Here is a 26,893-nt window from a genome sequence, read left to right on the forward strand (position 1 = left end):
CGAACGGGGATGCCTTCGACCTACAAGAATGGCAGGGTAGCCCAGTGGTATTGAACTTGTGGTACGCAGCGTGCCCACCGTGTCGAGAAGAGGCACCAGACCTTCAGGAAAGCTACGAATCCTTCTGCAAGGAGGGAGTGCACTTCCTGGGCATCAATGTCCGAGATGAAGCTACCGCGGCCAACGCATTTGCTCGACAATTCGGCATCACTTACCCATCCATGCTCGATAAGGAAGGTCAGGCGGTGGCGGCGTTGAGCAGTCTTCTTCCACCGCAGGCTGTGCCTTCGACGGTGATTCTCGATTCCAAGGGTCGTCCTGCTGCTCGTGTCGTCGGGATCGTCGATCGCTCGACTCTTGCTGGCCTCATCACTGACGTACTTGCCACAGACGCGTGATTGCCATGGCAACGATCGGTGAACAGTTCTCACAGATAGCAACCTCGGGCCCGATGCTGCTGGCAATCCCGATTGCTGTGGCCGCCGGGATCATCTCGTTCCTGTCGCCCTGCGTGTTACCGCTGGTGCCTGGCTATCTTGGCTATGTCACTGGACTTGCTGGGAAGTCACTCGAAGATCAGAAGACATTCCGCGTGGTCATTGGTGTGTTCTTGTTCATGTTCGGCTTTTCGGCTGTCTTCGTCTCAATTGGACTCGTCTTTTCTCTCACGGGAATACTTCTCAGCGCCTGGGCGGACGTGATCAATCGCATCATGGGTGCAATCGTCATCGTGGCGGGGATCATTTTCATGGGAGGGTTGAGTCTTCTCCAGCGGGAGTGGCATATCAAGAGTCGCCCCCAGGCGGGACTGTGGGGAGCACCGCTTCTCGGCGGAACATTCGCGTTCAGCTGGGCCCCGTGCATGGGGCCGACATTAGCAGCAGTGCTTGCGTTGACGACCAGTTTCGGGCCGACAGGATCCGGTGCCTTGCTTCGCGGAACTATATTGACCCTCAGCTATTGCCTAGGTCTTGGCATGCCCTTCCTGCTTGTCTCTTTGCTGCTCATCAGAGGCGGCGGTCGCTTGAGGTGGGTCAAAAATCACCATGCAGGAATTACCCGTGCCGGAGGGGCCGTTCTCATCGGAATCGGAATACTGCTAATCACTGGAGTATGGACTCAATGGGTCAATGGACTGCAGGGTCTCATTGGCGGCTTTTCCACCGTGGTCTGAGACGACCAGTCACAGACACATCTGAACCGGGCTGAAGGGTCGCAGTCGACAATCGGCCGCGTCAGGTGCGGTGCAGTGTGCGGCAACGACTACGACGTTTGTTCTTCGCAGGAGTAGATGCGCTTCATCATGGTAAACCGCTTTATTTGATCAGAGGAAGGCATCGGGTAAGGACCGGCTGGTGTCTGTAGCACCGGTGGAAGTTGAGCTGGATTTGTACGAAATGAACCTGGCGAGCACTACTGCCAGAGGCGCAACCCCGATCAGGAGAACTGCTGTGCCTGCATGCTGCTGGTCGACGGCGATTGCCGGCCCCCATGTCCGGTCGAGGCTGCTGAACCAGTCCACTTCGAGAACGGGACTCACACCGAAGGCGAGCATGTTGGCCCAGAGCAGGAAGATACCTGCGACCCCAGCAATGGTAAGGATCTGCCGGAGACGTGTTCGCGGCTTGACTCGAGTCCGCATGACCGTGGCCATGAACCAGAATCCGATGATCAGGAAGTACAGATTGGTGACTTGGTGGGCGATCCAGAACTCTAATGACAGTCGCAACAACGAAGTGTAGTAAAGCAGAGTGAGCGACAGTACTAAAACTGCACCGCTGAACAGCGGATTCCTGACCACGGAACTGACTATCGGGGTGCGTGCCTCGATCCATTCCCTCGGTCCTCGGCTACCATCGGTACGCCGGGGCACGCCCAGGCGCAGCAAGTCCAGGGGTGAGCCGAACGCCAGGAGAAGTGGAATGAGCACAGCGATGGCCAGCAGCATGACGGTGTGGGCGCTGATGAGGACCATGCCGTAGATCGTTGGGGCACCACACGTGACATAAACCAGCAGGACAATGCCGGTGAACCAGCTGACGGTGCGTTTCCGTGGCCATCTTTCTCCGGTTATGCGAGTCCTGCGAACCCCAAGGAGATAGACGGCGGCAGCAGTGAGTATGAAAGCTAAACAGAGCCAGTCCCACCGCCACTCGCTGAGCCACCGGTACCAGGTCAGGGACGGTGGCACGGGATAGCCGGTGAGGACTTCGGCGGGGGTGATCGCTGGCTCGAGTTCAAGGGGGACGGGTGGGGCCGTTCGTCCCAGTGCCGCGGTGACGCCGATGACTGCGCCCATGATGAGGACTTCGACAATGACCAGGCGCCAAGCGAGTAGTGTGCCGGATCTGCTTCCGACTTGAGTAATGGACCATCGGCGATGAGTGAATCCGATGGCTCCGAGCAGCAGGGTTGCGGAGAACTTGATGACGATCAGCTGACCGTAGCGGCTCAGCAACCCGTCCCATTCGCCGAGTCGGAGGGCAGCGTTGATCACACCCGAGCCAAGAACGAGGAAGAACGCCACGCCGGCCAGTGCAGAGAAGCGGGCGATCACCGATTTTGTCACAAGCGTGGTACCCATTGTGGCCAGCACGGGGATGGTGACGGCAAGTGCTGCAACGCCACCAACCCAGACAAGGACTCCGAGCCAGTGCACAGCCAGCGCACCGACACCGGCATAATGGTCGTCGCTGCCTGCAGCATGACCGATCAGTGAAATGGGGACGATGGCAGTCAACGCGAGCAGGGCTGTGCATGCCAGGCCGGTGGTGGAGCGAAAGAAAAAGGCTAAGTTGCAAACGAAGAAGGCAATGACGGTGATTGCACCCCAGGCTTGACCGACTATGAGGTCAGTGAGGAAGTAGGTCAGCTGACTAAGGAAGGCCGCACTACCCGACACTGGCTGGCCCACGAGATTGGCATAGGTCAGCACCGTCACCACCACCACTGAACCCAGCCACACGAACGATGCGGCGACGGCAACGGTTCGCACGCGAGTGAATGCAGGATGGGCAGCCGAATCCTCTTCTGCCGTGTCAGTGCCTTTGGACGGAACGAGTGTTGCCGCGAAGATCAGGCAGCCAACGACCACCCCCAACACCAGATGATGCACGGTCAAGGCGATCGGTAGCGCCCAACGCACAAATGCCCCGGGGTCCAACGCCTCACGTTCTGCTGCCGCACCGGAGAAGGCCGCGCTTGCTATGACAGCAGCGACGGAAACAGCCAGAGTAGCCAGAAGCCACACAAGAGATTGCCAGCGCCCGCTCATGACCGGACGACCGGGAGTCGCACTATTCATCAGTGTGACCTCGCCGATCAAAGTGCTGTTTCATTGCCTTTTATGCTTTTGTTGCAGGACGAGCGTGACGATAACGAGCACCGCTGCGACAAAGAGAAGGACCCAAACGACGATGAAGCTCGCTGGGAACTTCACGTCCTCTTCGTCAGTAGCCTGCGCGGTTTCCGTTTGCGAGGGTTCTGGGGCCGCGGACTCGTTCTCTGTTTGTTTGGGGCTAGGGGCCGAGGAATCGTGGGTACCGTTCGTCGCGGTGAAGGAGAACGTGCCGTCGATCGGATGAGAATCGGACGAAACCACTCGCCAGGTCACTGTGTATTCTCCGGCAGGTGCCCCTGCCTTGATGGGTTGAACAGCGGCGTCGCCATCGATTTCGACATCTCCTTTGGCCCAGTTCGTGCCTGAAGAGTCGGTGATTTGGATCTTCGATCCCATCGACAGTGGAGTATCACTAAACGAAATTTCGATGGCCTCGGGGGCGGTACTGAGATTCTGCCCATCTTCGGGGTTTGTCGCGGTCACGGTTTCGTGTGCAGAGACTGGTGCGACAGGCAGCAGGAAAGCTACCAACACCAGTGCGAGAACGGTTAACATCCGGTTCGTGGGTCGGGGGATCGCTGTGAGAACCAATTTCTACCTCCTGTAGACAACGGGATTAGAGTATCAGTGCTGGGTCTGGGGTTATCCATGACTGCTCGTCTTGGCCGCCTCTGTGGTTGCTTAGGATCGTCCCGTTGTGTCCATGCTGCCCAAGAGCGGTAGGAAAGGTAGGAGCCGCCACCGATCAGGGTCACAGCTTCGCTAGAAGCTTCGTCACGTTCAACCGCATGAGGCCGAGGTCAGCCACTACGGCGCGGCAGGAGACCGGTCGGTTCTTTACAGCGACACAAAGGGCTATAGTCAGCATTCGCTGACTATACAGTGCATGCTGACTGTGCGAAGGATGCAGGAACGCGTTGACTGGAAAATAGAACTGAGCTGTACCAAGTTTTACTCTTTATGGGAGTGCGTTTGGGCGTTCAGATCGTGACCTCGCCGCGGTTTAGTGCTTTGAGGTATTCGTTGTAGGCATCAAGGTCTTTGTCTCCGTGACGTGCGACTTCGCGATCACGGACTGCATTGTTCTTCGACTCCTGACGAGACCAAGTAATGAGTACGACGAGGAGAATCGCTACCGCTGGCCCCTCGCCGTAGGCCCAAGCAATACCGCCCGCAAGCTTCTGGTCCTCCATCACGTCTATGCCCCAGCTTGCTGGCATCTGGGTGAATCGGTCGACTAAAGGCAGGGATGCCATCATGACAATTACACCGAAGAACGCGTGAAGTCCGGCTTCGAGAAAAGAATGAAAAATCCGTACAACGTGAGACTCGGGCACAGGAAGCGGGTCTGCCGGAATGAGCGTCGCATTGAAGATGATTCCAGTGAAGAGGAAGACGAGTTCAAGGCCGATATGGCCACCAATGCCTGAGCCCAGCACGAAATTCGCAGCATTCGAGAGGTAGAGGCCATAGAAGAGGACGAGGAATAGAGGAATCGAGAACAGTGGATGGACAACGACCTTGCCCACCCACGAGCGTAGACCGAAAATTGCGAGCTTGAGGACGATTCGCCCGGGTAGATTCCGCGGTGACGAACGGAGAAGAAGGGACCCTGGAGCACCAAGGAGTAGAAGAGGTGGTACAGCCATCATGAGCGTCATCTGTTGGAACATGAAGACTGAGAACATTACTTGCCCGTATCCTTCGATGGCCAGCCCCATGACTGCAGCTAGCAGCAGGCAACCGAGGAGGAATAACACTCCCCGCCAGGCCGGCCAGCGGCGTCCCTGGATTGCGAGTCGAATCCATCCGATGATGTAGAACAGGGCAAGAATCCCGGCGAGGAGCGGGATGACCGGGATTGGTTGCAACTCGAAGCCAAGGAAGGTCTGAATTGAGGGGGCTTTGGTGGGAACCCAGGTGAAATCTGCCATTGAACGTCCTTCCTCGGCGTCTTAGGCACGGACGCGCTTCTCACCAAAGACTACGCGCCGACCCTAGGCAGTCGAAAACAAGACCTGCTGGCTGACAGTCGGTCACTCGTCAGGACTTTTGTCGAGGCTAAATGGGGGTCATTGGTGTGTGCTGTGTAACGATACGCGGAATCACCTTGACGTAGACAACCATTCCGACAAGCTCCACTAGTGTCTGAGTGACCACTACGAGGGCCACCAAAGTGAACGGAGCCGGTAGCTCCAATGTTAGCGGCAGCACGACCAGTGAGTTGCGGGTGGCACCACTGAAAACGGCCGCCCGCGTACTTCCGGTATCAAGCCTGAAGATCTTGGGACTGCTGAAGGTTGAGTTGACTCCGGGGTTTATGCCGCCAGAGCGACGGCCTTGTGGTGAACAAGCTCGTATTCAACCGGGGTCAGTTGATCCAGTCTCCTCTGTCTGCGCTTCCGGTGATAGGTTCGCTCGACGCAGTGCACGATCGCTGTGCGCAACCTCGCTCGTGTGTCCCAACGGCCTCTAACGAGGACGTTCTTCTGCAGAACAGCGAAGAACGATTCCATCGCCGCGTTGTCGCCAGCAGCACCAACCCTTCCCATCGATCCGACGAGCCCATAGTGCCGTAAAGCGTGCTGGAATTTGCGGGAACGAAATTGCGACCCGCGGTCCGAATACACCACGCAACCGGCCACAACGCTAGCCCCGCCGCGGCGGCCTACAGCATCGTCAATCGCTGCTACGGCCAGGCGCGACTTCATTCTCGAGTCGATGGCATAGCCGACGATTCTGTTGCTGAACACGTCCTTGACCGCGCCCATGTACAGCTTGCCCTCACCGGTGTGATGCTCCGTGACGTCGGTCAGCCACAATTCGTTGATTGCCTTGGCCGTGAAGTCTCGTTTGACGAGGTCATCACACACTGGCGGGACGGGCTTCTTCCCATGTTTCCGAGCTCGTTTGATCGTGTTCGAGAACAGCTCTTGCTGCGAGCACAATCGCCACACACGACGCTCTGACGCTTGCAGACCTGCGGCGTGGAGTTCATCGGCGATGAAACCGTATCCGAACTTAAGGATCGTCCGTATGGACATCATGGGCGGCATTGATCAGGTGCGCCTCGTCCCAGTCCCGTGCTGAGACCGGATGAGCCCACCACTTGTAGAACTCCTGCTTGGTGAAGCCGAGCACCCGACAGGTCACTGCCACCGGCACCCGGTGGCAGCAAGGTCGAGGACCAGCGGGTACATCATTTTGGGTGATGGTCACCGAGCTTCAAGTTCGCTTGCGAGAGGTAGGCGGAGGCCTCGCGGAGGATCTTGTTCTCCCTCTCGAGCTCGGGAATGCGTTTGAGCGCTGCCGCCTGGGCGCGTGACTCCTCGACATCACGGGAGGGCTCGAGTCCGTGCTCGCGTAGCCGCGAGTCACGTACCCAGGCTTGTAGCGCTGACTTCGAGATGCCGAGGTCGGCACAGACCTGCTTCTGGGTCATCCCGTCGTTCAGGAGCTCAAGTGCTGATTGCTTGAACTCATGGGTGTAGATCTTTGGCATGACTTCTATCCTTCCTGGAATTTATCCAGTCGTGAAGTCAACCAAACCTTCAGCAGTCCCCTTCGACCATCACCACATGGGCGTCATCCTCATTGGTATGCCGGGCATCGAGAAACGCCTCGCCCGCTACCCGCAGCTCTACAGCCGTATCGGTTTCGCTCACGAGTACCGCCAGTTGTCCGCGGATGAACTCACCGCAGTCTTGGCCAGACGACTTCCAGCTGAGGGCGAGGCAACCGATGGTGGCGTCGCCCACGCAACCGCGATCGCGACTATCGTCCGGATCACCGCAGGCAACTTCCGCCTCGTCGACCGTTTACTCACCCAGATCGAGCGCGTGCAGACCGTGAACGACCTCAACGAGTTGACGCCCGAGGTTGTCGAGGCAGCTCGGCAGGCTCTCCTCATCGGTCACTAAACGCTGTGAAAACCATGCCATTTACCGATGCAATTCACAGCTCATCGCCGTGCTCGTCAGCGCGAATCCTCTGGCCCTGGTCATCGGCGCGATCTGGCTCGTCATCGGCATTGCGGTGTTCGCGGTGAACAACCGGCGGCGAATCCACGGATGAGCCGCTCAGGTGGCCCTTCGTCTATCCCTCCAGGCATGAGAAGGGCGGGCCGCCTCGGCGATGGAGTCATCGGTCATACTGGCGGGATCTCAGTCCTGCAGGCGGGTCGTTCCTTCGTGGCCGCCAGAGGTGTTGAGCTGTTTGGCGTAGCAGCTTTCGGGGCCGAGGCCATGCGATGAGCACCAGGACAGAGCATCATCGGGGTCGTCGTAGCCGATGCCGACGACGGTGACCCAGAAGTTGTCCTCTTTGAAGCTGCTGAAATCGCCGGACCAGATGAGCTTCACGCGGGGGAACTCTTCGCGCAGTCCTTCGAATTCTTCGAGGATCGCTTCTTCGTCCCAGGTCTTTCCCTCGGCCTCGAGGCCGACCTTCTTCGAACTCAGCTGCGGCACCCATTTGCCGTTGAGTTCGCTCTTCGCTGTCTGCCCGTCGGAGTCGGCGAGCTGTTCGAGTGCCTTCTTCGGGTCGTCGGGAAGCGCCGACTCGGTCTCGGTGGGTTCGGGTGAATTGCTGGCCGCAGCCGAACCGTCATCGCTGACGGCGTTCGTCGGCTCATCGGTGGAGGCGACATTGGCGGGGTCCTCGGAGTTCTTCGAGAAGAACGTCGCCGCGCCCCATCCGATGCCCCCTGCAAGGACGATGCCGACGATGACGAGGAGCGCGATCAGCCCGCCGCGCTTCTTCTGCGCCGGCGGTCCGGACTGCTGATACGGTCCCGGACCGTAGCCGTAGGGCTGCTGGTGCGCGGGCTGCGGAGGCATTCCTGCGGCCGGTGCTTGGCCGCCGGCCGGGAAGGCGTGGGTGCCCTGAGCCTGGGAGGGCCCGCTCTGCTGATGAGGAGGCTGACCGTTGCGATGAGGCGGGCCGCTCTGCGAGTGCGGGGTCTGGATATAGGGACGCTGCGGCTGAGGTGACTGAGAAGGCGGCGGAGGTGTGCCCCAACCATTGCCCGACTGAGGCCCTGACTGCGGACTCGGAGGGGGTCCCGGCTGCGATCCGGGCTGCGAGGACCATTGGCTTCCCGACCGGTCGTTGACGTCCCATTCGTTCTCATCCCCGCGCCCGGGAGGGTTCGTACTCATTCGTAACTCCAGATCGATCACGCCGTATTTCAGAAAAAGTCCCAATATAGAACTTCTCTTGCATTAACAGCCTAATATAAGTTGTGAACTACACATGCTTGATCTGCTCAGTTGATTGTTTCGATTTGAATGACATTGCGGAGCTGTCGGGCAACTGCACTGGAGGACCTTGAGGACTGGGTATGAACGACGAATCCGACGAGACGACACCGACCGCCGCCGAGGATCCGAAGGATCAGACCGCCGAGGACCAGGAGAGTCCCGAAGACGAGGCTCCGGACGCCGCCGCGACCTCGGATGCAAAGAGTTCCGAAACGACTGACTCAGCAGATTCTGCAGGCGTCGATGAACCCGATTCCAGCGAAGGGGATTCCACCGAGGAGACCGCTCGCTGGGCACCACCGGAAGACGGCACGCCCACCACCGAGCAGACAGTCGACCCGTATGAGAACGCAGCCGAGAGCGACTCTGCGAACAGGGACCCTCAGCCCCATGAGGCGAGCGCAGCCCCGCAAGGCTCGGGCCCGTATTCTCAGACCGCCGGTCCATATGCCCAATGGCCCGGGTCGAATCAGCCCGGTCCCCATCAACCCGATCCATACCAGCAGAGTGCCTACCCGCAAGGGGCCTATACGCAGGACTCTGGCCCCTCCCAGCAGGCGCCCTATCATCAGGTCCCTCACCAACAGGGACCCTACCCTCCCGGCCAATCCGGTCCTGTGCCCTACCCCGCGCCACGGGGCTACCCCGCGAATGCCCCGAAGTCGAAATTCGCCTCGGCGCTGGCTAAGGGAGCGACGTGGAAAACGGCCCTGATCCCGCCGGGGATCGCCCTCCTCGGCGGCATCATCGTCTCCATCATCCTCACCGTCATCCTCACGTCGATGTCGGAGTTCGACTCGCTGACCGAGGAGACCGGCCTCAACCTCGACAGCCTCAACTACGCCCTGCCGTTCATCCTCATGGCTCTGTCGCTGTTCGGTTCGGCGGCGCTGCGCCTGGACATCAACGCCCCTGACAGCTTCAACGCCCAACTGGGCATCTTCACCACCGGCGCACCTCTGGTGGTCACCATCGTCACCGTGGGCCTGCTGTGGTGGATGACGAAATTGAGCGAACGCCGCTCCCCCGCGCCCAACCGGGTGTCCACGTGGATCCGCATCGGGGTCGCGACCCTGGCGATGACGCTCGTGCTCTTCCTCCTCCAGGTCATCTTCGCCGCCCGCGCCTCCGCCTTCGAGGAGGAAGGATCGTTCACCTTCAGCTTCTCGGCGGTCACCGCCCGATCATTCTTCCTGCCGCTGCTCGTCATCCTCATCACGAGCATCGCCGGTCGTGTCGCCGGGCATTTCAAGGGCACCGAGGCGATCGGTGCACCATTCCTGCGCTGGGCTGTTCCGCCTCTGCTGGTGACCTGGATCCACCTCGCCCTCAACGTGGCCGTGTTCTCGATCGTCGCGCTCTTCGTCCTGCCACTGTCCGTCGAGATGCCGGGACAGCTGGTGCCGCTGACGTTCGTGAATATGGGCCTCATCCTCACGTCGCTGACCCACCTCGGCGGAATCAGCGCGACCGCCCAGGGCGACTTTGGCTTGTACTCGGACACCTTCTCCGAGAGCCTCACCCTGTTCAGCCGCGAGGCTCCCGGGCCGCTGTGGCTGGGTCTGCTCGTCGTCGTGGCCGCCGTACTGATCGCAACGATCGTCGCCACCGTCACCCGGCGTCCGGCCTGGACCGTGATCGAGCAGGACAAGCAGCAGTGGTCGAGCGCGTGGAAGCTGCCGGTGGCGTTCTGCTTCGTCTGGGGTCTGCTGTCGCTGCTGGCCATCCCCGCGAACCTGTCGATGTCCGGGTCCGCCGAGGCGGCCATGTTCTTCGGCGGTTCCGGTGCGGCCCGTGCGGGGATCGGCCCCTTGGCCTGGACGTTCCTCATCTTCGCCCTCTGGGGCGGGATCATCGAGGTGCTTTCACGCACCCTCGGCCCACGTCTGGCCCTCACCTTCCCGGCCGTGGCACGGATCGCCGCCGGACGGACCGTGCACCCGCACTGGGGTCCGTACCTGGGCATGAGCGAACCGCAGTTCGCGTTCGTCCATCCCGATCTGGCTCACGCGGCCACTCCGACGCCGCCGCCGGTCGCTCCAGGACCCGGCGAAGTCGGACCACACGGGGCCGGTGGGTTCGGACCGCAGGGGCCTGCCGGCCATCAGGGTCCGCCCGCATCGTCGACGGCGTTCGGCTCGCAGGGACAGACGGAGGGCCAGCCCGGCGGCCAACCAGCCGGTGCGCCGCATGGTCCACAGCAGTTCTCCGCGCCGGTCGGTCCGCAGCATCCGACCCCGTCCGACCAGCAGCTTTATGCCTATTCGCAGGGTGCCGCCGGACAGCAGTCGTACTCGGCTCCGCAGGGAATGTACGCCGCGCAGCCGTACGCAGGCCCGGCCCAACCCTTCGACAAGAAGAAGGCGAAGCTCGTCTCGGTCGTCGCCGGAGGCGCCGTCCTCCTCCTCGTGGCCGCGCTCATCGTCGTCACCCAGCTCAACGGGCACATGTTCGGCCCCGAGGCGACGGTGGAGAAGTACTTCGGGGAACTCTCCGACGGTGACGCCGAAGGCGCACTCAAGGTCGCCGACGTCGACGCCCCACAGGAGTCACGAACCCTGCTGACCAACGACGTCCTCGGCGGCTCCAAGGCACTGCCCGACGATGTCACCGTCGAGGATGCCGAGATCTCCGGAGACACAGCGACTGTCGCGGTCACCTACGATATCGGCGGTTCCAAAGGCAACAGCACGCTGACCCTGCACAAGGCGGGGAAGAAGGCGCTGTTCTTCGACGACTGGACGCTCAAGAGCCCCGACCTGCTCACTCTCACCGTCGACACTCCCGGCCTCAAGAAGGTCAAGGTCAACGGAATCGACGTCGACAGCGACGGGTCGACCCTGTCCCTGCCGGCCTTCCCCGGTCTCTACACGATCGACCTGGCCGAGAAGTCCGATCTCATCACCGCAGATGCGGTCGAGGTGCGGGCGTTCCTCGGCGATGACACGAACATGGAAGGTGAGGACACTCCGCTGCTCGCCGCCCAACCCTCGGACGCGTTCCGCACCGAGGTCGACAAGCAGGTCAAGACGCTCATCGACAGCTGCGCGAAGAAGTCCGTCGCGCAGCCCGACGGGTGCCCGTTCGGGTCGTCACTGGCCGAAAGCTATGACGCCTCGGGCCTGAAATGGTCGATCTCGTCGTATCCGACGGTGACCGTCGCCGATGACTCCATGGGTGCCGACCAGTATTCGAACCCCGAGCACGCGACCGGTCCGAACGGCGGTCCGGCGTGGCTGATCTCCTCGGATACCTCCGGTGAGGCTCTCGTGACAGGCACCTGCGACATGTTCGACGAGTCCGAACCCTTCGATGACACCGTGACCTTCGATTTCAACGGCACGGCCGAGATCGTCGACGGCAAGATCGTCATCACTGTCAACGACGACCCCTGGGACTGGTGACCGAGGCCGCGTGCCCCGGCCGCAGTCGGGGCACGTCGTTCAGTCGACGAAGATCGCCGAGGCGGGGCTGCTGATCCGTTCGACGAGCCCCAGTCCTTCCTCGACGTAGGCGGCGCGTTCATCGCCGGGGACCATCGCCCCACCGGTGAGCCATACGAGGTGGACACCGGTCTGGGACTGAGCCGCCGGGTCGCCCATCCGCCACGGAATGGTCAGCCCGGCGGTTGCGGAAGGTTCGACATCGATGCCTTCGGTCTCGTGGAGGACGCCGACGCCTGCCCGGATGACCTCGTCGGGGACCGCGGCGAAGCCGGAGATGAGCGGCCCGATCGTCGGTCCGATGAAGCGTGAGGGGCGGGCGACCGCGAGTCCGTCGGCAGCGGTGGCTCCGGACAGCCCGATGTCCTGAACGGAGATGCCGCCGTACCGACCGGTGCGCACGCCAAGGAACATCGCCGGCGCCTGGCTCGGTTCGACAAAGATACAGCGCACCGCAGCGCCGAAGACCCGCTTGAGCCCGAAGGTCACTCCCCCGGGCCCGCCTCCGATTCCGCACGGCAGATAGACGGTGAGCGGACGATGTTCGTCGATGGTCACTCCGGCGGCCGCGAACTGGCGCTCCAGCCGCAGAGCAGCCACCGAGTATCCGGCGAAGAGACTCACCGAGTCCTCGTCATCGACGAAGTGCGTGTTCGCGGCAGCCTCGGCCGAGGCGCGGCCGGCTTCGACGGCTTCGACGAAGTCGCCGGCATGTTCGATGACGTCGACCCCGTGGTCGCGCAGCATCGTCTTCTTCCATTCCCGGGCGTCGGCGGACATATGCACCGAGGCGGCGAAGCCGAGGCGAGCGCTCAGGATCCCGATCGACAGCCCGAGGTTGCCCGTCGAACCGACGACGATGCGGTGGTTCGCGGCGATCTCACGAAACTCACGAGTCGAATAGGCGGCGGGGTCAAGAGCGTCGAGTCCGTGCTCAGCGGCGACAGCCTCGGCGAATTCGAGCACCTCATGGAAGCCGCCGCGTGCCTTGATCGACCCGCTCACCGGCAGGGAGTCGTCGCGTTTGAGCCACAGCCGTCCGCCCAGCTCGGATCCGAACAGACCGTCGAGGCGATGCTGCGCCGCAGGCGCCGGAACCAGCGCCGATTCGATCAGTCCGCCGCTGACGTCTGGAAACGCCGATGCGAGCTCGGCCGGAACGGTCGCCGTCTCCGGGAAGGTCTCGGCGAACCATGGGGCGAAGCGGTCGAACCGGGCCGCCGCGGAATCCATCACGTCCCCGAGGTCGGGCAGGGCCGCCTCGGTGCCGGTGGAGCGGAGCCACGTGGTCGGGGCACCCGATGCCAGGGATCGGATGATCTCGTCGGTGCTGAGTTCGTCAGGCAGGTCGGTCATGCACCGATCGTAGCCCGGCGGAGTGCGGGCCCCAGCTCTTGACGATCGTCCTCGTGGGGACGGAATTGGTGTGCCTGTGATGACGGCGAGATCGTCGTGACATTATTTGGGAAGGCTAGCCTTACTCAATTAGGATAGGGTAGCGTTGCGGATGTTCCGCTATCCACGGCAGCTGCACATGCGAACAGAACGCGTCCCCCGCGGGGACGCCCTCACGGCCACATGGTCCTGGGGATGCGAAGGAGAATCAGTGTCACGAGCCCCCATCGGTGCCTTCGAAGCAGAGGTCCTCGCCGTCGAAGACCTCAGCCCGTCCTTCCGTCGGGTGACTTTCGGGGGTGCGGGACTCGAGGAATTCGGCCCGAACACCCACCCTCGTGATCTGCGGATCAAACTCGTCATCCCTCCTCAGCGTGCCGCCTCGCCGCAGTTCGATCTGCCGGCATTCCTCACCGAGCAGGAAGCCGCTGGAGTGTCCTGGTACCAGGCCTGGCTGCAGGTCAGCCCCGAGGTGCGCGGCGCGATGCGCACCTACACCGTGCGCGAATGGGACGATGCCGAGCGCAGACTCGTCATCGACATGGTCCTCCACACCGATGAGCATGGTCACTCGGGCCCGGCGGCCGAGTGGGCCGAAGCCGCCGAGGTGGGGCACCGCCTCCATATCATCGGCCCTTCCCGTGCCTCGGAGACTCCGTGCGCCGGGATCGAGTTCGCCCCGGGAGATGCCCACCAGATCCTGCTCGCCGGCGACGAGACCGCCGTACCCGCCATCGCCTCGATCCTCGATTCGCTCAAGGACAGCCAAGCCCGAGGCAAGGCCGTTCTCGAGGTCCCGAGCGCCGAGGACATCATCGACATGACCGCACCCACCGGCTTCGAGATCGAATGGCTGCCGCGCGGGAAGGCCGACTTCGGTCAGCTGCTCGAACCTGCCGTCCGCGAGGCGGTGCGTTCGGAGACCCGGATCCCCGTCGCAGCTGGAGCGGCAGAGTCGGCCGGCGGGCCGGATGTTCAGGTCCGGGAACTCGACGCTGTCAACATCGACGAAGAGATCCTCTGGGATGTTCCCGCGGCCCTCACCGAGGCGGCTCAGGGCAGTTCGAGTGCGACGGACAAGGACGACCGCCCCTTCTATGCCTGGATTGCCGGAGAGGCCGGACCGGTCAAGCGTCTGCGCCGCTACCTCGTCCAGGAAGTCGGGGTCGACCGCAAGCAGATCGCGTTCATGGGCTACTGGCGTCAGGGCAAGGCCGAGGGCTGAGTCCTCAGACCCGGTTCAGCTGAGCCTTCGCCGTCAGCACCCTCATCTGTGCCTTCGTCGTCGGCAGCATTGACTCCACCCCAAATCGAGCTTCGAGCACGAAAACAACGCGTGCGGGTCGGGTTCTGCCACTTGCCGACCGCCCGACTGCGCTCAGATCTCGGCGAGCATCTTGCCCGGGTTGAGGATGCCCAGCGGGTCGAGCGCGTTCTTCACGGCCAGCTGGATCCGTCGTGATCCTTCGTCGAGTTCGTTCGGCAGCCAAGCGCGTTTGAGGAACCCGACCCCGTGTTCGCCGGTGATCGTGCCGCCGAGTTCGAGGCCGATGCGCATGATCTCAGCGAACACCCCTTCGGCCTTCGCCGTCTCGGCGGCATCGCCGGAGTCGAAGAACACCGATGGGTGCATATTTCCGTCGCCGGCGTGCGCGACGAGGGCGATCTCGAGTCCGGACGATGACCGCAGCTCGGCCAGACGGTCACAGAATTCGGGCACGGCGGTGCGCGGCAGGCAGACATCGTCGAGCAGCTGCCCGCCGCCGTGGGCGTTGGCGAATTTCTCGTAGGCCGGCTGGATCATCCGCCGGGCGGTGATGAGAGCCGCGGAATCGCTCGGGTCGTCGGAGTACGCGACGTCGAGGGCACCGCAGCGTTGGGCCACCTCGGTGAAGGTCGACATCGCGGCCTCCGCATCGGTCGGGTTGTCGTCGACCTGCATGATGAGCATCGCCCCGGCATCGCCGTCGAGGCCGAAGTCGCCGTAGTCGTTGAGCATGCGCAGGCTGGCTCCGTCGAGGAATTCGAACAGGCTCGGCACTCCGCCGCCGGCCATGAAGTCGGCGACGGTCTGCAGTCCGCTGCGCTCATCCGGGAAGGTCGCGATCGCAGTGAATGGTTCGGGCAGGGCGGGCACGAGGCGCAGCGTCGCTTCGACGACGATGCCCAGGGTTCCTTCGGAGCCGATGAAGAGATGGCGCATATCGAGTCCGGCCACGCCTTTGGCCGTCTGCGGGCCGAGCGTGGTGATGGTCCCGTCGGCGAGGACGACTTTGAGTGAGCGCACGTAGTCCCTGGTCACACCGTATTTCACGCAGCAGAGTCCGCCGGCGTTCGTTGCGATGTTTCCACCGATCGATGACAGTGCCACCGATCCGGGGTCCGGCGGGTAGGACAGTCCGAACGGGGCGAGGTGGTCCTTGAGGTCCTGGTTGATGATGCCCGGTTGGACGGTGACGAGACGTTCTGCCTCGTTGACGGCCACGACGTCCTTCATCTTCGACACGTTGAGCAGGATCGCTCCCGGTGAGGCGTTCGCGCCTCCCGAGATCCCGGACCTCGCCCCCTGCGGGACGACCGGCACCCGATGTGCGCTGGCGAAGGCCATGACCTCTTGGACGTCTTCCGCCGAGGCGGCCCTGACCAGGGCGATCGCCCCCTCGCGAGGGCAGAACAGGGCTTCGTCGCTGGAGTGGGCGTCGATGACATCCGGGTCGGTTGTCAGCGCACCCGGGCTCAGTCGTGCGGCAAGATCATCGAGTGCCGCCGGGTCGAGGCTGGGGAAGTCGGGTGCGGTGGACGTCGGGGTCGTCAATTCTGCTCCTCGGATCTGTGGGGCGAAGGCGGCGTTGGACCGCCTCGGCGAGGTGAAGTGACCGCGAGGGCCGTCACTTCAGCTTCACGTCCAGGTTATCGGGGGCGGGTGCGGCCCGGAGGATGAGGGTGACGATGCCGGCGGCGACCATGGCCGCACCGACGACCCACATGCCGGCATTCTGGGTTCCGGTGAGGTCAGCCAGCCAGCCGGTGATGTAGGGGGCGAAGAAGCCCGCGGAGTTGCCGAGCGAGTTGATGAGCGCGAGTCCCGCGGCGGCACCGGCGCCGGCGAGGAAGGTCTGCGGCAGCGGCCAGAACGTCGGCAGGGCCGCGCAGATCGCCATGCAGGTGATCGTCACGGCAATCATCGTGGTGAACGGCGAGGACAGGTAGAGGGCGATGGGGATCGCCACACCGCCGACGAACAGCGGGATGGCCACGTGCCACACACGCTCACCCGTGCGGTCGCCGTGCCGGGACCAGAAGTACATGGCTAGGGCGCCGAAGACATAGGGAATGGCCGTGATGAGGCCGATCTCGACGATCGAGTACTCGACGCCGAAGGACTCCTGGAAGCCGGCGATGATCGTGGGCAAGAAGAAGCTCATGGCGTAGAGGCCGTAGACCATGCCGAAGTAGACGAAGGACAGGGCCCACACTCGGGGCTGCAGCAGGGACCGGCGGACCGGGTAGTGGAAGGTCTCTTCCTTGCTCTTCTCCTCGGCGTCCATCGTCGACTGCAGCCAGTTGCGCTCTTCGGCGCTCAGCCACTTCGCGTCCCGCGGGCGGTCGGTGAGGTAGAAGATGCACATGATGCCCAGGAGGACGGCGGGCACACCTTCGATGACGAACATGAAGCGCCAGCCGGCGAAGTTCTCGAAGATCGTGTTGCCGCTGGAGATCAGCCACGACGACAGGGGCGAACCGACGACGCTGGACAGCGGGATGGCGAGCATGAACAGAGCCGTGGCCCGCGCGCGCATCGAGGTCGGGAACCAGTACGTGAGGTAGAGGATGATTCCGGGGAAGAATCCCGCCTCGGCGACGCCGAGGAGGAACCGCAGCACGTAGAGCCAGCCGTGGTTGGGCACAAATGCCATGGCCGCGGCGACGATGCCCCAGCTGATGAGGATCCGGGCGAGCCAGATGCGGGCGCCGAACTTGTGCAGAGCAAGGTTCGAGGGCACTTCGAGGATGAGGTAGCCGAAGAAGAAGATGCCTGCAGCGAACCCGAACTGGGTCGCATTCATCGCGAGGTCTTCGTTCATGCCGCCCGGTCCGGCGATGCCGATGTTCGTCCGGTCGAGGTAGTTGATGAAGTACATCGCGATGACGAACGGGATGAGACGGATGAGGACCTTGCGCAGGGTCCTCTTCTCCAGTGCCGAATCGGCAGGGGTCTGTCCGCTCACAGGCGGGCTCACCTCGGATGACATGGGATCTCCTTCGATCAGGTCGGGCCACGGTGGTGGCGCGGGGATGCGCCGTGAACATGGTCGTCGGCGCGTGATGGCAACACATTACGACAGCGCGGGCGGCTGACCTAGCGTTCGCAGCAAAAGTACCGAATACCGGGACGGAGACTCCAATCGGCTCGTTCAAGCCGGTGCTCAGATGCCGAACCGTGCTCGACTCGACATCCGCGTTCAGCCTTGAACGACGTTTCGGTTGCCCGATCGCCGTCGGGCAGCTGGTCGGTACGATGAAGTCACTGAGGCGCGGATACCACTGCGAGGGGGCGACGTGCAGCCGATGACGGAACTCGAAACCGAGACTCTGCGCGACTACTACGGCAAGTTCGCCCGCCTCGAGGCGGCCGACACCTCCCCGATCTACGCCGCATGGGCCGAGGGAGTGGCCGCGGATGACGAGATCCTCTCGCGCCTGCTCGAACTTCCCCGACCGAAGCGCCAAGCCAATCTGCTTTTCGGCGCAGCCCGCCACCTCGGCGCTGGCGAAGGCTCCTATGCTGACCTGCGTACATGGCTGCTCGACGACTGGGCGAAGGTACGCGAGCTCATGCTCGCCCGGTCGACCCAGACGAATGAGGCGGGTCGTTGCGCGACGCTCCTTCCAGCACTCGCACGGGTTCCAGGACCGCTTGCGCTCATCGAGGTAGGCGCCTCAGCGGGGCTCTGCCTCTATCCCGACCGGTACAGTTACCGGTTCACAGTCACCGAGGCGGCCTGGTCGTCCGGTTCATCCGCGAAGTCGACGACGCTCGACCCTGCGGACGGTCCGAGCCCGGTCGTGCTCGAATGCGAACTGACGAACACTGCCGTGCCGAACCGTCTCCACGAGGTCGCGTGGCGGGCCGGAATCGATCTCAATCCTCTCGATATCACCGATGCTGACCAGCGGGAATGGCTGACTTCGTTGATCTGGCCGGAGCATGAGTCGAGACGGGAGCGCCTCCTCGCCGCTGCCTCGGTCGCGGCCGCCGATCCCCCGCACCTCGTCCCGCGGCGACCTGCTCGCCACCATCGAAACCCTGCTTGCCGAGGTGCCAGCCGGGAACCAACCGGTCGTCTTCCACAGTGCGGTGCTGGCCTATGTCGACGCCGAGGCGCGTGCCCGCTTCGCTTCGCTCATGCAATCGCGCGATGACATCGTGTGGATCAGCAATGAGGGAGCCGGCGTTCTGCCTGACACTCGCGCTCAGCTCGAGACACTCGGGATCGAGCCCGACGGGCGATTCGTGCTCAGCGTCGACGGCCAAGCTGTCGCTCTGACCGGACCGCACGGGCAGAGCTATGTCGGCATCGCGGTGATCCCCTGATGCGCCGACCCGCTCGGAATCGGGGCCGTGCTCAAGCAGTCGACGCCCCCAGGAGGCTCGTTCAAGGCAGAGCGCAGACGTCGAGCCGTGCGCCTTTCGAGGACTGAGTTGCGCCTTGATCGCGGCTGGGTCGAAGAGCGACGCCTTGAACGAAGCGTCGACAGCGAGGCAGCGAACAGCGGCGGACAGTTCCCACCGAGGGAGACGTCTAAGAGCTTGTTGGCGTCCACCCGAGCTTCGGGCCGATCTCAGTGGCAAGTTGGTGGAGGATGTGCTTCCAGTCATCGAGTTCGAACTCGAACGGAAGTTCGAAGAGATAGTCATCCGAAGCCTGGAAAGCCTGGTTGGACAGCAGGTAGTCGACGATCTCCTCGGTCGAGCCGAGCAGGTCCGGTGCGATGATCGTGTTCTTCCCGTGGACATGTTTGGTCCGCGGAGTCCGTGCCTCAGCGTACTTCCGATACTTGGCCGCCTGCACCGGACTCGCGCCATCGGTGGGGACGATCACGCGAGCCAGACTGACGCGTCCGTTCCCACCGGCGAGCGCCCTGCGGTACGTCTCTATCTGGTTGACCTGGTTGGCGGAGAAGTCCTCGATGCCGTCTTCGGCTGAGGTGATGTTGCTCATCAGCCAGTTCAATCCAGCCCCGCCCGACCAGGTGGCCGAGCGCAGCGATCCCCCTCCATACCAGAGGCGATCGCTCAGTCCGGGCGCATGCGGTTCCACCCGTTCGGAATCGATGTCCCCGCCGAAGCCCTTGTACTCGGGCTTCTCCCGTACAGTTCGATGCCCTCGGCCAGGCCGCGACCAGGATCATCGCGATCGAAAGGAACGAGGTGGATGAACCCGAGATGGCCGACTCGGTCATTTGTCGACGTGCTCACGGTGCCTCTCTTCTGATGCCTTGAAGGCATCTCCGACGATGGTTGAATGCTTGATTTCTATCAGCTCCGCCTGAGAACTCTAGCCAGGCTCGTCACACTCGGCCCTCGAGATGATCGCGGGGCGTCGTTCCAGCCGCACCGCGGATGTCGAACTGTGCACCTTTCGACAAGTGCTCGCCGCCTTGAACGACGGAGCTTGGTTTCGACAAGCGAGGGCCGCTATGAACGATTCGGCCGTGGTCGCCCGATGACTCCCACACCACGAAATCACGCCCAACCGACGACGAGGCGGGCCGCCTCGGCGGGGATCATCGGATCGACGCCCGTGAGGTCGGCAAAGCGGCGCAGACGATTCGCCACCGTATTGCGATGGCAGAACAGCTGCGCGGCAGACGCACCGATGCTCCCCGAAGCGAGGTAGACCTGCACCGCCTCGATGAGGCGCTCTCGCTCGACCGGACCGCAGGCGGCCAGCGCGGACTCGACATCGGCGAGGATCGGATTGCCGGCGGCATTGAGCGACCGTGCGGCCAACCGCGCCCACCCGCTGCGCCACGTCATCGCAGACGTCTCATCAGCGGCGATGACATCGGCGAGGTCACGAGCGGTCAGCGCCGACCGCCGCAGGGTGCCGATCCCTTCGGCGCGGACATACCCCACCCTGGCCTCGGCGATCTTGCCGGCGAGCGCCCCCAACGAATGACCGGTTCCGCCACCGACCGGAGTGGAAGCAGGGCCCGCACCTCCTGGAACCTGCGTGAACGCAATGAGCACCTCGCCGAGGTGGTGCGTGAACATGGTCCCGCCCGCGCGGGCATGATCGGAGATGATCACCCGCAGCGCCCGAACATCATCCCCGGTGGCAGCGATGACGAGCAGCGGAGAGTCGACATCGAGACCGAGCCCGGTCGCGATCCTCGACAGGCGCTCCGAGGTGGGATCGGGATCATCGAAGAGGCTTGCGATGAGGCCCGCATGCACCGAATCCTCTTCCGCGCGCATCCGAGTGCGCTCGGCGGTATAGGCCTGTTGGACCTGCGAGACGTATTCGTCGACGGTGGATAAGACGATTCCGGTGTGCCTGATGACGAGTTCCGCATCCTCCTGATTCGCCACTCGGGTGAGCACTTCCCAGAGCACGTTGAAATCGTGGCGGATCGCGGTCATGAGCGCCTCAAGCGGGATTCCTGCCCGCGCCCGGGAGACCCCGACATCGGTCGAAACCGACACTGGCCCGTCGAACCCACCGGATCGCAGTCCCTCGATGAGGGTGGAGAAGGAACGCCGACCGGTCCGCCGCAGCTCCGAGACCGGAATCGGTGCGGGATCGTAGCCGGAGACCGTGACGACGCGGGTCATGAACCGATCGGTCAGCTCACCGAGATCGAGAGCGTCGAGGAGCTCGAGCCAGCGGCGTTCGTCTCCAGGCTCAGGACGGTCCCGAAGCTGTCGTGTGCCCGCAATTCCATCCTGTTCATCCATCACAGCGTCCAGAATATGTGCATCTGCACAAGCACTGCACGCTTTTCGGCGACAAATGTGCCTGGAAAGAGACGTACGACACTCGGTAAGGTCGATATCTACCGGTCACACACCACCGAATGCGACCGGTGCGAACGACTCGACCGACACCGGACCCGCATGGGCCCACCGGCCCAGCCGCCGACCGGCGGAGCCGCGGACCGCGTCCCGATCCTCAACGGAGCACACTATGAGCGAGCAGAAAACCACGGCGTCCGCCGAGCTCAATGCCACAACGGAACTGAGCATCAAGGACGCAAACAAGGTCGCCGCCGGCGCCCTGATCGGCACCGCCCTCGAGTGGTACGACTTCTTCCTCTTCTCGGCAGCGGCAGCCCTGGTCTTCAACGTCCAGTACTTCACCAGCGAGAACGCCACGGCCGCCGCCATGGCCTCCTTCGCCACCTTCGGCGTCGGGCTGGCCGCTCGTCCCATCGGCGGTCTGATCTTCGGCCGCATGGGCGACAAGATCGGGCGCCGCAAGGTCCTGCTCATCACGATCATCGGCATCGGCGTCGTCACCGGCCTCATCGGCCTCCTGCCGACCTATACCGCGATCGGCTTCGCCGCCCCCGCCCTGCTCGTGCTCCTCCGCATCCTCCAGGGTCTCTTCGTCGGCGGCGAATGGTCGGGCGCGATGACGCTCGTCGTCGAAAACGCCCCGCTCCACCTGCGTGCCCGTTATGCGGCGATCCCGCAGATCGGCTCCCCGATCGGCACGATCCTCTCCTCCGGCGGCTTCTTCATTATGACCCTGGTGTTCTCACAGGAGAACTTCGACTCGTTCGGCTGGAGGATCCCGTTCCTTATCGCCCTGCCGCTGCTCGTCGTCGCCGTCTACCTCCGCTCCCGCCTCGAGGAGTCCCCGGTCTTCCGTCAGCTCGAAGAGTCCGGCGAGGTCGAGAAGAGCCCCATCCGCACCACCTTCCGTGACTCGTGGAAGCAGATCATCATCGGCATGGCCGCGGCCCTGCTCGGCGTCGGCGGCTTCTACCTCGTCACCGCGTTCTGCGTCTGGTACGGCGTCAACATCCTCGGGTACACGAACTCCCTCCTCCTGCTCGGCAGCATGGTCGCCGCCGCCGTCGAGATCCTCGCCCTGATCTGGGGCGGTGCCCTGGGCACGAAGTTCGGAGCCTCGAAGGTCATTCTCTGGGGTGGAATCGCCTCGGCGGTCGTCGCGGTTCCCGCGTTCTTCATGTTCGAGTCCGGCAACCCGGTCCTCGTCGTCATCGCCATGACCTTGGCCGTGTCCACTCTGTCCCTGCCCTATGCGGCATCGGGCACCGTGCTCACCGGACTGTTCCCCGCCACCACCCGCTACACGGGTGTGGGCATGGCGCAGAACGCCGCAGGCATGCTCTCCGGGTTCATCCCGCTGCTGGCCACGAGCTTCGTCGCCTCCGCCGGAGACCACTGGTGGCCGGCCGCCGCAATGCTCGTCTTCCTCTCCCTGTTCACGGCGTTCGCCGGCTTTGTCGCTCCTCGGATGAGCGTCGACCTGCCCGGCTTCAAACACTGAGAACCGGACAGCGCTGAGAACCCAGCCCAACACCCGGCTGGCAGCCCCGGACCCCTCACACCGTTCGATCCTCGAAAGGACACCCCCACCATGTCGCGTTCCGCCGGCCACCTCATCGTCGACACCCTGGAGAGCGCGGGCATCGAACGCGTCTACGCGGTCCCCGGTGAGTCCTACCTCGACGTCCTCGACGGACTGTACGACGCGAACATCGAGACCGTCGTGTGCCGGCAGGAGGGCGGTGCGGGGTTCATGGCGCTGGCCGAATCCCGGCTGACCGGCCGTCCCGGAATCGCCATGGTCACCCGCGGCCCAGGGGCGGCGAATGCGATGATCTCCGTCCATACCGCCTGGCAGGACGCAACCGCGCTCGTTCTGTTCGTCGGCCTCGTCCCCCTCAACGATCGCTCCCGCGAATCCTTCCAGGAGTTCAGCCTGTCCGAGTGGTTCTCCTCGACGGCGAAGCGCGTGCTCACCATCGATGACGAGGACCGTGCCGGTGAGATCACCGCCGACGCCCTGCGCATCGCCGCATCCGGTCGCCCCGGGCCCGTCGTCGTCGGCCTGCCCGAGGATGTCCTCGTCCGCCTCACCGAGGCCCCCACCCCGACACTCGCCGAGGTGGCCCCACCGACCCCTGCCCCCGCCGTCATCGATGGCTTGGCTTCGCGGATCGCGGCGGCGAAGCGTCCCGCATTCGTGCTCGGCGGGGATGGGTGGCACAACGGCTGCGGAGCCGAGCTGGCCGGTCTGGCCGCCTCGGCGGGGGTGCCGATCTTCTGCGATTGGCGCGCCTACGATGCGATTCCGCATTCCTCGCCGGCGTGGGCGGGTTGGCTCGGCTACGGTCGCGCCGATGCTGTGGCGGCCGGTTTCGCCGAGGCCGACCTCGTCGTCTTCATCGGCTGCACCCGCTCCGATGTCTTGAGCGACGGGTACACGATCGGCTTCGAAGCAGAGACCGTCCTCGTCTCCCTCGATATGGAGGCCACCCAGCATGCAGGGCGCATCGATGAGCACATCATCGCCTCCCCGGACTCCTTCACTTGCGCCCTGACCAGGACCGATGCCGGTGATGCACGGAATACGAGCCAGCTGCGCGGTGACCGGACGGATGAGTGGATGCAGGGACGCGCGGACGCGCAGTCCCGATTCGCCGCTCACCGCCCCGACGCCGAGGCGGCACCGGAGAATCCGAGCCGTGCCGGGGTCGATCTCGGGGTGGCATTCGGGATTCTCGATGACCGCCTCGGCGGGGAGGCGATCCTCACCTACGGGGCGGGCAATGCGACGATCTGGGGGCACCGGTTCATCCGGCATGAGCGCCCGTCCAGCCTCGTCGGAGCCCGCAACGGGGCGATGGGTCTCGCCGTTCCAGCTGCGGTGGCCGCTTCTCTGGCGTACCCGGAGCGGCGTGCGGTTGCGATCTGCGGCGATGGGGACTTCCTCATGAACGGCCAGGAGATCGCCACGGCCTTCGCCCACGGCGGATCACCGCTCATCATCGTCGTCGACAACGGCGTGTACGGCACGATCGTGTCTCACCAGGAGAATCATTATCCGGGACGGCCCTCGGGCACGCGCATGGTCAATCCGAACTTCGCGGCATGGATGTCGGCATTCGATCTCAGCAGTTCCGGGGCCGCCTCGGCGAGCAAAGCGTCCATGAACGGCGACGGGGCCTCCGTACCCGGGCCGACCGGGCACGGGGAGCGCGTGGAGACGACCGAGGAATTCGGGTCGGCGCTCGACAGAGCCCTTGACCACGACGGACCCGCGCTCATCCATGTGCTCATCGATCCGGCGACGATGCCACCGGCCGCCGACGAAACCTCCTGATCCATCCCGCGTGCCCACCGCTGTGGGCTCCTCCCACCTGACACCGGCACTGCCGGCGCCGCACCCCTCCCCCTCTCAGTCGTGGACCACCCGCCCACGACACCGTCTCGAAAGGACCCGCTATGACCGTTTCACCTTCTCTGATCAGCGCCGATCGCGAGGCCGAGTTCCTCGCCGATTGGGCCGTGCATTCGCGTTTCGGTGCCGTCGAGGGCACGAACGGGGTCGACCGGCAGGCGGCGAGCGCCGCCGATGGCCAGCAGCGGAAATGGTTCGAAGAGCTGCTCGTCAAGCATGGCTTCAGCGTCCACCGGGATGCGATCGGCAATCAGTTCGGGCTCCTCGAGCTCGTGCCCGGTGCCCCGTATGTCCTCACTGGTTCGCATATGGATTCGCAGCCGACGGCCGGCCGTTTCGACGGCGCCTATGGGGTGATGGCCTCGGCGCATGCGTGTTTCGCGATCGCCGATGAGCTGCGTGCGGATCCATCGAAGGCGAAGTTCAACCTCGCCGTGGTCAACTGGTTCAATGAAGAGGGCTCCCGGTTCAAACCGTCGATGATGGGGTCCAATGTCTTCACCGGCAAGGCCGAGCTGGAAGCGGCTCTGACCACGCGTGATGCTGCTGGAACCACCGTCGCCGAGGCGCTCGATGAGCTGGAAGAACGTGGAGACTTCACGGCCCCGGAGATCGCGTCCTACGCGGAGATCCACGTCCAGCAGGGCCGCAGCATGGAAGAGGACGGGGTCACGATCGGGCTGGTCAATGCCACGTGGGCGGCCCACAAGTACGAGTTCAAGGTCACCGGCGCACAGGCGCACAGCGGGTCGACGCTCATGGCCGATCGTCAGGATGCCCTGCTCGGTGCCGCACGCCTGGTCGTGGCCGCACGGGAGCTCGTCGACGATTTCGAGCCCGGTGCCCTGCATACTGCGTGCGGTCAGCTCACCGTCTACCCGAATTCTCCGGTCGTCGTCGCCAGCGAGGTCAGCCTGCTGCTCGATCTGCGCTCCCCCAGCGCCGAGGTGATCGCCGCGGCCCATGAGAAGCTCATGGACACGATCGGCCAGGTCAGCGCCGATGATCGTGTGGAGATCGAGATCGTCGCTGAGCACAGCTGGGATCAGAACCCGTATTCCGAGGACGGGGTCGAACTGGCCCGCACCGCGGCCGATGACTTGGGACTCACCTCGGCGAAGGTGATGACCGTGGCCGGGCACGATTCGACGAACATGAAGGACGAGGTGCCCACCGTCATGCTCTTCATTCCCAGCGTCGACGGGGTCTCGCACAGCCTGGCCGAGTTCACGAAGGACGAGGACCTCGTCTCGGGCCTCCAGCACCTTACCGAGGTGGTTCGCCGGCTCGCCGCCGGCGCGCTGGCAGAGTGACCGCGAAGGAGGTCAGCCCTCCCAGGGATTGAGCAGCCTGACTCCCGTATTCGCGAAGTCAGCGACGTTCCTCGTCACCAGGGTCAGAGAGTGTGCGAGTGCGGTGCCTGCAATCAGGCTGTCCATGTCGGGCATCGGGTCAGGGACGTGCAATTGCGATGCCTGCACAGCCACTTCGGCATCGACGGCAAGAATTCTGCTGTCGAAGACCTCAGAGACCTGTTCGTCGAACCACTGCCGAAGGACGGATCCAGCGCGTGCGTCCCGCCGCTCTTTCCGTCGGACTCCGACGTCGAGCTCGAGGACCGTAATAGCGCTGATGGCCAGATCGTCGATCCTCTGTGCGGCGATCCAGGATCCGACGGGAGTCCGGTTGCCGCGGCGAGCGTCACTGATGATGTTGGTGTCGAGCAGATATCTCACAGTTCGGGCACCCGCAGCGATCGCTGAGAACGGTGCGGCAGATCGAGGTCCGAATCATCGTCGTGGATGACGAGGGCATCTCCGACGAGGTCCGATCTGCCGCTGAGTTGATCGTACTCATCGGCAGTCAACAGAACGTGCGTGCGACGACCATGTTCGGTGATGGTGACCGGCCCGTGTCTGGCCGCACGTTTGGCCGCCGATACGTCCCGGTTGAATTCCCGACTCGACATCGTGGTCATCATTCACCTCCCGAAATGTCACTACTGTAGGTACA

The 26,893-nt window shown here is 63.6% G+C and carries 21 protein-coding genes and 2 pseudogenes; 10 read left to right on the forward strand and 13 right to left on the reverse strand.

Annotated elements, in window-relative coordinates; translation table 11 throughout:
- The coding region (locus HK353_RS14840) for a TlpA family protein disulfide reductase (RefSeq protein WP_173157368.1) at positions 1 to 398 on the forward strand (398 nt) is incomplete at its 5' end.
- Positions 395 to 1,174, forward strand: a complete 780-nt coding sequence (locus tag HK353_RS14845) for a cytochrome c biogenesis protein CcdA (RefSeq protein ID WP_173157370.1) — start codon at positions 395 to 397, stop codon at positions 1,172 to 1,174. The genes HK353_RS14840 and HK353_RS14845, both read left to right, overlap by 4 nt.
- A 150-nt stretch (positions 1,175 to 1,324) precedes the next feature.
- On the opposite strand, the gene HK353_RS14850 is transcribed toward HK353_RS14845, so the two are convergent.
- The 5 genes and pseudogenes from HK353_RS14850 to HK353_RS14865 all read right to left on the reverse strand — a co-directional run bounded on the left by HK353_RS14850 (position 1,325) and on the right by HK353_RS14865 (position 6,842).
- On the reverse strand, positions 1,325 to 3,325 hold the full coding sequence (locus HK353_RS14850; RefSeq protein WP_245396059.1) for a bifunctional copper resistance protein CopD/cytochrome c oxidase assembly protein: 2,001 nt from the start codon (positions 3,323 to 3,325) through the stop codon (positions 1,325 to 1,327).
- Between the two features lie 9 nt (positions 3,326 to 3,334).
- Positions 3,335 to 3,895, reverse strand: a complete 561-nt coding sequence (locus tag HK353_RS14855; protein ID WP_245396060.1) for a copper resistance CopC family protein — start codon at positions 3,893 to 3,895, stop codon at positions 3,335 to 3,337.
- 425 nt (positions 3,896 to 4,320) lie between these two features.
- On the reverse strand, positions 4,321 to 5,274 hold the full coding sequence (locus HK353_RS14860; RefSeq protein ID WP_062862463.1) for a cytochrome c oxidase assembly protein: 954 nt from the start codon (positions 5,272 to 5,274) through the stop codon (positions 4,321 to 4,323).
- Between the two features lie 127 nt (positions 5,275 to 5,401).
- A pseudogene (locus HK353_RS17180) lies at positions 5,402 to 5,617 on the reverse strand (arsenic resistance protein); the annotation flags it as partial.
- 41 nt (positions 5,618 to 5,658) lie between these two features.
- Positions 5,659 to 6,842: pseudogene (locus HK353_RS14865) on the reverse strand (IS3 family transposase).
- A gap of 31 nt (positions 6,843 to 6,873) precedes the next feature.
- Here HK353_RS14865 and HK353_RS14870 point away from each other — a divergent pair.
- Positions 6,874 to 7,260 carry a TniB family NTP-binding protein gene (locus HK353_RS14870; RefSeq protein WP_342589953.1) on the forward strand — a complete coding sequence of 129 codons (387 nt, stop codon included), beginning with the start codon at positions 6,874 to 6,876 and terminating at the stop codon, positions 7,258 to 7,260.
- Positions 7,261 to 7,503: 243 nt separating this feature from the next.
- Here HK353_RS14870 and HK353_RS17185 read toward each other — a convergent pair whose 3' ends face one another.
- Positions 7,504 to 8,499, reverse strand: coding sequence for a hypothetical protein (locus HK353_RS17185; protein ID WP_245396061.1), 996 nt, complete (start codon positions 8,497 to 8,499; stop codon positions 7,504 to 7,506).
- Positions 8,500 to 8,681: 182 nt separating this feature from the next.
- Here HK353_RS17185 and HK353_RS14880 point away from each other — a divergent pair, with 182 nt between their 5' ends.
- Positions 8,682 to 12,005 (forward strand): hypothetical protein, encoded by a 3,324-nt coding sequence (locus tag HK353_RS14880; RefSeq protein WP_245396062.1) that lies wholly within the window; start codon positions 8,682 to 8,684, stop codon positions 12,003 to 12,005.
- Between the two features lie 39 nt (positions 12,006 to 12,044).
- On the opposite strand, the gene HK353_RS14885 is transcribed toward HK353_RS14880, so the two are convergent.
- The gene (locus HK353_RS14885; RefSeq protein ID WP_173157374.1) at positions 12,045 to 13,400 is read right to left on the reverse strand and encodes a D-serine ammonia-lyase; all 1,356 of its coding nucleotides are present in this window, start codon (positions 13,398 to 13,400) and stop codon (positions 12,045 to 12,047) included.
- A gap of 250 nt (positions 13,401 to 13,650) precedes the next feature.
- Here HK353_RS14885 and HK353_RS14890 point away from each other — a divergent pair, with 250 nt between their 5' ends.
- Positions 13,651 to 14,664, forward strand: coding sequence for a siderophore-interacting protein (locus HK353_RS14890; RefSeq protein ID WP_342589954.1), 1,014 nt, complete (start codon positions 13,651 to 13,653; stop codon positions 14,662 to 14,664).
- A 153-nt stretch (positions 14,665 to 14,817) separates the two neighbouring features.
- Here the strand turns inward: HK353_RS14890 and HK353_RS14895 are convergent, their stop codons facing one another.
- Together HK353_RS14895 and HK353_RS14900 are read right to left on the reverse strand one after the other, a co-directional pair.
- The gene (locus HK353_RS14895; RefSeq protein ID WP_173157376.1) at positions 14,818 to 16,254 is read right to left on the reverse strand and encodes an FAD-binding oxidoreductase; all 1,437 of its coding nucleotides are present in this window, start codon (positions 16,252 to 16,254) and stop codon (positions 14,818 to 14,820) included.
- A gap of 73 nt (positions 16,255 to 16,327) precedes the next feature.
- Positions 16,328 to 17,692 (reverse strand): MFS transporter, encoded by a 1,365-nt coding sequence (locus tag HK353_RS14900; protein ID WP_173157378.1) that lies wholly within the window; start codon positions 17,690 to 17,692, stop codon positions 16,328 to 16,330.
- 316 nt (positions 17,693 to 18,008) lie between these two features.
- Here HK353_RS14900 and HK353_RS14905 point away from each other — a divergent pair, with 316 nt between their 5' ends.
- Both HK353_RS14905 and HK353_RS17335 read left to right on the forward strand, forming a co-directional pair.
- Positions 18,009 to 18,863: a DUF2332 domain-containing protein gene (locus tag HK353_RS14905; RefSeq protein ID WP_281063499.1), complete on the forward strand. Its 855-nt coding sequence runs from the start codon at positions 18,009 to 18,011 to the stop codon at positions 18,861 to 18,863.
- Complete coding sequence (locus HK353_RS17335; RefSeq protein ID WP_342589955.1) at positions 18,760 to 19,035, forward strand: DUF2332 family protein; 276 nt, start codon at positions 18,760 to 18,762, stop codon at positions 19,033 to 19,035. Before HK353_RS14905 ends, HK353_RS17335 begins: the two co-directional genes overlap by 104 nt.
- Positions 19,036 to 19,243: 208 nt before the next feature.
- Here HK353_RS17335 and HK353_RS14910 read toward each other — a convergent pair whose 3' ends face one another.
- Positions 19,244 to 19,663, reverse strand: a complete 420-nt coding sequence (locus HK353_RS14910) for a hypothetical protein (protein ID WP_173157380.1) — start codon at positions 19,661 to 19,663, stop codon at positions 19,244 to 19,246.
- A 524-nt stretch (positions 19,664 to 20,187) separates the two neighbouring features.
- Positions 20,188 to 21,402, reverse strand: a complete 1,215-nt coding sequence (locus HK353_RS14915; protein ID WP_173157382.1) for a PucR family transcriptional regulator — start codon at positions 21,400 to 21,402, stop codon at positions 20,188 to 20,190.
- Between the two features lie 229 nt (positions 21,403 to 21,631).
- Here HK353_RS14915 and HK353_RS14920 point away from each other — a divergent pair, with 229 nt between their 5' ends.
- The 3 genes from HK353_RS14920 (at position 21,632) to HK353_RS14930 (ending at position 26,193) form a co-directional block, all read left to right on the forward strand.
- On the forward strand, positions 21,632 to 22,963 hold the full coding sequence (locus HK353_RS14920; RefSeq protein ID WP_173157384.1) for an MFS transporter: 1,332 nt from the start codon (positions 21,632 to 21,634) through the stop codon (positions 22,961 to 22,963).
- Between the two features lie 90 nt (positions 22,964 to 23,053).
- Positions 23,054 to 24,802: a thiamine pyrophosphate-dependent enzyme gene (locus HK353_RS14925; RefSeq protein WP_173157386.1), complete on the forward strand. Its 1,749-nt coding sequence runs from the start codon at positions 23,054 to 23,056 to the stop codon at positions 24,800 to 24,802.
- Between the two features lie 122 nt (positions 24,803 to 24,924).
- Positions 24,925 to 26,193, forward strand: coding sequence for a M20 family metallo-hydrolase (locus tag HK353_RS14930; RefSeq protein ID WP_173157388.1), 1,269 nt, complete (start codon positions 24,925 to 24,927; stop codon positions 26,191 to 26,193).
- 12 nt (positions 26,194 to 26,205) lie between these two features.
- Here HK353_RS14930 and HK353_RS14935 read toward each other — a convergent pair whose 3' ends face one another.
- Together HK353_RS14935 and HK353_RS14940 are read right to left on the reverse strand one after the other, a co-directional pair.
- Complete coding sequence (locus HK353_RS14935; RefSeq protein ID WP_173157390.1) at positions 26,206 to 26,616, reverse strand: PIN domain-containing protein; 411 nt, start codon at positions 26,614 to 26,616, stop codon at positions 26,206 to 26,208.
- Complete coding sequence (locus HK353_RS14940) at positions 26,613 to 26,858, reverse strand: type II toxin-antitoxin system prevent-host-death family antitoxin (RefSeq protein WP_173157392.1); 246 nt, start codon at positions 26,856 to 26,858, stop codon at positions 26,613 to 26,615. Before HK353_RS14940 ends, HK353_RS14935 begins: the two co-directional genes overlap by 4 nt.
- Positions 26,859 to 26,893 lie beyond the last annotated feature (35 nt).

Source organism: Brevibacterium permense (assembly GCF_013280495.1).
In the GTDB taxonomy this organism is placed as follows: Bacteria; Actinomycetota; Actinomycetes; order Actinomycetales; family Brevibacteriaceae; genus Brevibacterium; species Brevibacterium permense.

Excerpts from the sequence above, each read along its gene's own strand:
- HK353_RS14855 (WP_245396060.1), bottom strand. The coding sequence starts at position 3,895 with ATGTTAACCGTTCTCGCACTGGTGTTGGTAGCTTTCCTGCTGCCTGTC.
- HK353_RS14860 (WP_062862463.1), bottom strand. The coding sequence starts at position 5,274 with ATGGCAGATTTCACCTGGGTTCCCACCAAAGCCCCCTCAATTCAGACC.
- HK353_RS17185 (WP_245396061.1), bottom strand. The coding sequence starts at position 8,499 with ATGAGTACGAACCCTCCCGGGCGCGGGGATGAGAACGAATGGGACGTC.
- HK353_RS14880 (WP_245396062.1), top strand. The coding sequence starts at position 8,682 with ATGAACGACGAATCCGACGAGACGACACCGACCGCCGCCGAGGATCCG.
- HK353_RS14885 (WP_173157374.1), bottom strand. The coding sequence starts at position 13,400 with ATGACCGACCTGCCTGACGAACTCAGCACCGACGAGATCATCCGATCC.
- HK353_RS14900 (WP_173157378.1), bottom strand. The coding sequence starts at position 17,692 with ATGTCATCCGAGGTGAGCCCGCCTGTGAGCGGACAGACCCCTGCCGAT.
- HK353_RS14905 (WP_281063499.1), top strand. The coding sequence starts at position 18,009 with ATGACGGAACTCGAAACCGAGACTCTGCGCGACTACTACGGCAAGTTC.
- HK353_RS14910 (WP_173157380.1), bottom strand. The coding sequence starts at position 19,663 with ATGAGCAACATCACCTCAGCCGAAGACGGCATCGAGGACTTCTCCGCC.
- HK353_RS14915 (WP_173157382.1), bottom strand. The coding sequence starts at position 21,402 with ATGGATGAACAGGATGGAATTGCGGGCACACGACAGCTTCGGGACCGT.
- HK353_RS14920 (WP_173157384.1), top strand. The coding sequence starts at position 21,632 with ATGAGCGAGCAGAAAACCACGGCGTCCGCCGAGCTCAATGCCACAACG.
- HK353_RS14925 (WP_173157386.1), top strand. The coding sequence starts at position 23,054 with ATGTCGCGTTCCGCCGGCCACCTCATCGTCGACACCCTGGAGAGCGCG.
- HK353_RS14930 (WP_173157388.1), top strand. The coding sequence starts at position 24,925 with ATGACCGTTTCACCTTCTCTGATCAGCGCCGATCGCGAGGCCGAGTTC.
- HK353_RS14940 (WP_173157392.1), bottom strand. The coding sequence starts at position 26,858 with ATGACCACGATGTCGAGTCGGGAATTCAACCGGGACGTATCGGCGGCC.